Annotated in this window: 3 protein-coding genes; all 3 read right to left on the minus strand. The window is 64.9% G+C overall.

Translation table 11 applies throughout. From position 1 onward, the window contains the following. Positions 1-28: 28 nt before the first annotated feature. Positions 29-1,360: an MFS transporter gene (locus VIR09_RS03750; protein ID WP_332011651.1), complete on the minus strand. Its 1,332-nt coding sequence runs from the start codon at positions 1,358-1,360 to the stop codon at positions 29-31. A gap of 145 nt (positions 1,361-1,505) precedes the next feature. Continuing rightward, positions 1,506-2,459: an N-carbamoyl-D-amino-acid hydrolase gene (locus VIR09_RS03755; protein ID WP_332011652.1), complete on the minus strand. Its 954-nt coding sequence runs from the start codon at positions 2,457-2,459 to the stop codon at positions 1,506-1,508. Positions 2,460-2,477: 18 nt separating this feature from the next. Continuing rightward, the gene (locus VIR09_RS03760) at positions 2,478-3,698 is read right to left on the minus strand and encodes a Zn-dependent hydrolase (protein WP_332011653.1); all 1,221 of its coding nucleotides are present in this window, start codon (positions 3,696-3,698) and stop codon (positions 2,478-2,480) included. Position 3,699 lies beyond the last annotated feature (1 nt).

The following is a 3,699-nucleotide window of genomic DNA, read 5'->3' on the forward strand; positions in this document are numbered from 1 at the left end:
CCCCCGCCGATGTGGGGAGGCGCAACGCCTACCGGTTGACCAGGCTCTTCGGCACGCGATACACCAGCACCGCCCCGATCAGCGCGAAGCTGGCGAGGAAATACATGCCCCAGTCGGTCGAACCGGTCAGGTCCTTGATCCAACCGATCGCATAGGGGCTGACAAAAGCCGCCAACCCCGCGAACGAATTGATCCCGGCAATGCCCGCCGCCGCGCTCTTGCCTTCCAGAAACGCGGTTGGCAGGCTCCAGAACAGCGGCGAGCACACCATGCAACCGGCAGCCGCCACCGACAGCATGGCCACGGCCAACATCGGGTTATGGCTGAACAGCGTGCTGAGCGCCAGGCCCGTCCCGCCCACCAGAAAGGGCACGATCATGTGCCAGCGGCGCTCCCGCGTTGCGTCCGAATGGCGGCACACCAGCACCATCGAGATCACTGCGCATATGTTCGGCACCGCCGTCAGCAGGCCGATATCCAGCAGCGACACCACGCCAGTGGAGCGGATCACCGACGGTATCCAGAACGCCAGGCCGGACAGGCTGGACACCGTGCAATAGCAGATCAGCGCCATATGGACCACGCGCCGGTCCTTGAGCAGCGTCAGCATCGACACGTGTTCGGTCTTGGCGGTCTTCTCGCGCACCAGGTTCTGGCCCAGCCGGGACTTCTCCGTCGTCGACAGCCAGCGCGCATCGTCGATGCGGTCGTCCAGGTACCAGAACACCGCCAGGCCCAGCAGCACCGAAGGGATCGCCTCGATGATGAACATCCACTGCCAACCGGCGAGACCATGCGTGTCATGGAAGGACTCCATCACCCAGCCCGACAGCGGCCCGCCCAGGATGCCGGCGAACGGCACCGCCGTCATGAACACCGCCACGATCTGGCCGCGCCGGTTTGAAGGAAACCAATAGGTCAGGTACAGGATGATGCCGGGATAGAAACCGGCCTCGGCCGCCCCCAGCAGGAAACGCAGGATGTAGAACTGGGTCGGCGTCTGCGTCAGGGCCATGGCGGCCGAGATGATGCCCCACAGGATCATGATGCGCGCCAGCGTCTTCTTCGCGCCGATACGGTGCATCAACACATTGCTCGGCACTTCGAACAGGAAATAGCCGATGAAGAAAATGCCCGCGCCCAGGCCGTACACCGTTTCGCTGAACTTCAGATCGTCCAGCATCTGCAGCTTGGCAAAGCCGACGTTCACCCGGTCCAGGAACGCCGCGATGTAGCACACCATCAAGAATGGCAGCAGCCGCCACGCCACCTTCCGATACAGCGCATCATCCCGCGCCGCCAGGGGATCCTTGTCTGCGGCAACCGGAGGCGCCGCAATACTCTCGACTGACTGGTCCATATTTTCACCTTGGGGTCTGTTTTTTTAGGCCGAACGCTCCCCTGCAGACGCTCGGGGCGTCCGCATGCTGTTTTTTATGGGAAGGAAACGTCCGGACCGGTTATGCGGCCAGCCTGCCGGCCGGCCACGCTGGTCGCGCCGCAGGTCAGGCGGTGATCGCCGCCTCCAGCGCAGGTTCCACCGCGCCTCTGCGCTCCGTGATCAGGCCGTAAGCCTCGGGACGCCGGTGTCGGTCGAAATTGAAAGTCGTGCTCTTGTAGGACAGGCACAGGTCCAGGTCGCAGCGCGCGATCGCCAGTTCGTCGCCCTTGGTCGAGCAGGCGGCCACGATCTCGCCCGACGGCGCGATGATGCAGCTGCCGCCTATCATCTCGCAGCCCTCTTCCTTGCCGGCCTTGGCCACGCCCACCACCCAGGTGCCGTTCTGATAGGCGCCGGCCTGCATCACCAGATGGTTGTGGAACATGGACAGGTCGTCATGCTCGGGCGCCGGCGGATTGTGCACCGGCGTGTTGTAGCCCAGCAGGATCATTTCCGCGCCCTGCAAACCCATGACGCGATAAGTCTCGGACCAGCGCCGGTCGTTGCACAAGGCCATGCCCATCACGCCGCCAAAGCCGCGCCAGACATCGAAAGATTCGCCCGGCTCGAAATAGTGCTTCTCCAGATGCTGGAAAGCGCGCCACGGCTCATGCTCGGCATGCCCGGGCAAATGCACCTTGCGGTACTTGCCGATGATTTCGCCGTTCTGGTTCACCAGGATCGAGGTGTTGAAGCGACGCTTGACGCCCTGCTCCACCGCCAGCTCCGCATAGCCCAGGTAAAAGCCTATGCCCAGCTTGCGCGCGGTCTCGAACAGCACCCGGGTCTGCGGACCGGGCATCTCGCTTTCATAGAACGCGTCGATCTCGGCCGGGTCTTCCATGTACCACCGTGGAAAGAAGGTCGTCAGCGCCAACTCCGGAAAGACCACCAGCTGGCAGCCCATGGCATGGGCCTGGCGCAGATGCGCGAGCAGGCGCTCGACGACGTCGCGACGCGTGTCGCTGCGCTGGATCGGCCCAAGCTGCGCGGCCGCGACATTGATGATGCGTGACATGTTCAGTCTCCTACGGTTTCATTGTTCTGCGAGGTCGAGCATCAGTTCCAGCAACACGCCGGCGCCCGCCTCGATATCTTGGTCATGCGTGAATTCGGCCACGTTGTGCGACAGCCCGCCCACGCTGGGAACAAACACCATGCCCGTCGGGCACATGCGCGCCAGCATCTGGGCATCGTGCCCGGCGCCGCTGGGCAGCCGCCGCACGCGGTGCCCGCGGCTGCGCGCAATTTCCTCGACCCGGCCGACGATGGCCTCATCGAACGCCACCGGCGCAAAATCGGCCAGCACCCGATGGCTCAGGCTCACCCCTTCATCCGCCGCCACCCGCGCCGCATATTCCATGCAGCGCGCAATCGCCTTCTGCAAGGCCGCGCCGTCGGTATTGCGCAGGTCCAATGTGAATGTCGCGCGGTTGGGAATGACATTGATCAGGTTGGGAAACAGATTGACCTGCCCCACTGTCGCCAACTGGCCCCCGCCCAACTCCACGGTCAGATCTCTGGCAAAGCACGCGATGCGGGCTGCGACGATGCCGGCGTCATGACGCAACGCCATCGGCGTGGTGCCGGCATGGTTGGACACGCCCTGCACGGTGAATTCGATCCAATGGATGCCCTGCACGCCCGTCACCGCGCCGATGGTGTAGCCCTCGTGCTCCAGCACCGGTCCCTGTTCCACGTGCAATTCGACAAAGGCATGCACCTTGTTATTGCCAACCGGGGCCGTCCCGGCGTAGCCGATGCGGTCCAGGTTCTCGCCCACCGAGGTGCCGTCGATGCCGACCGTGGCCAGCGCGTCCTCCAACGCCAGGTCGCCCTGGAACACCAGGCTGCCCATCATGTCGGGCGCAAAGCGCGCGCCTTCCTCATTGGTGAAGAAAGCCACCGCTATCGGCCTCTCGGTCACCACGCCGGCATCGTTCAGTGCCGCGACCACTTCCAGGCCGGCCAGCACCCCCAGGTTGCCGTCGTAGCGGCCACCGGTGCGCACCGTGTCGATGTGCGAACCGGTCATCACCGGCGGACCTGCCTTGCGACCTGCCCGCAGGCCGACCACGTTGCCGATGCCGTCCACCGTCACGGCCAAGCCAAGGTCACGCATCCACTGCACCACCAGGTCGCGCCCCTGCCGGTCCGCGTCCGTCAGCGCCAGGCGGCAAACGCCGCCGCCCTCGATGGCGCCGACCTGCGCCAGGTCGGCAATGCGGCGCAACAGGCGGGCGCCGTCGATCCGCACG

Source organism: Achromobacter sp., assembly GCF_036567245.1.
GTDB lineage: Bacteria > Pseudomonadota > Gammaproteobacteria > Burkholderiales > Burkholderiaceae_B > Achromobacter.

Coding starts and splice junctions, on each gene's coding strand:
- VIR09_RS03750 (WP_332011651.1), bottom strand. CDS start 1,360: ATGGACCAGTCAGTCGAGAGTATTGCGGCGCCTCCGGTTGCCGCAGAC.
- VIR09_RS03755 (WP_332011652.1), bottom strand. CDS start 2,459: ATGTCACGCATCATCAATGTCGCGGCCGCGCAGCTTGGGCCGATCCAG.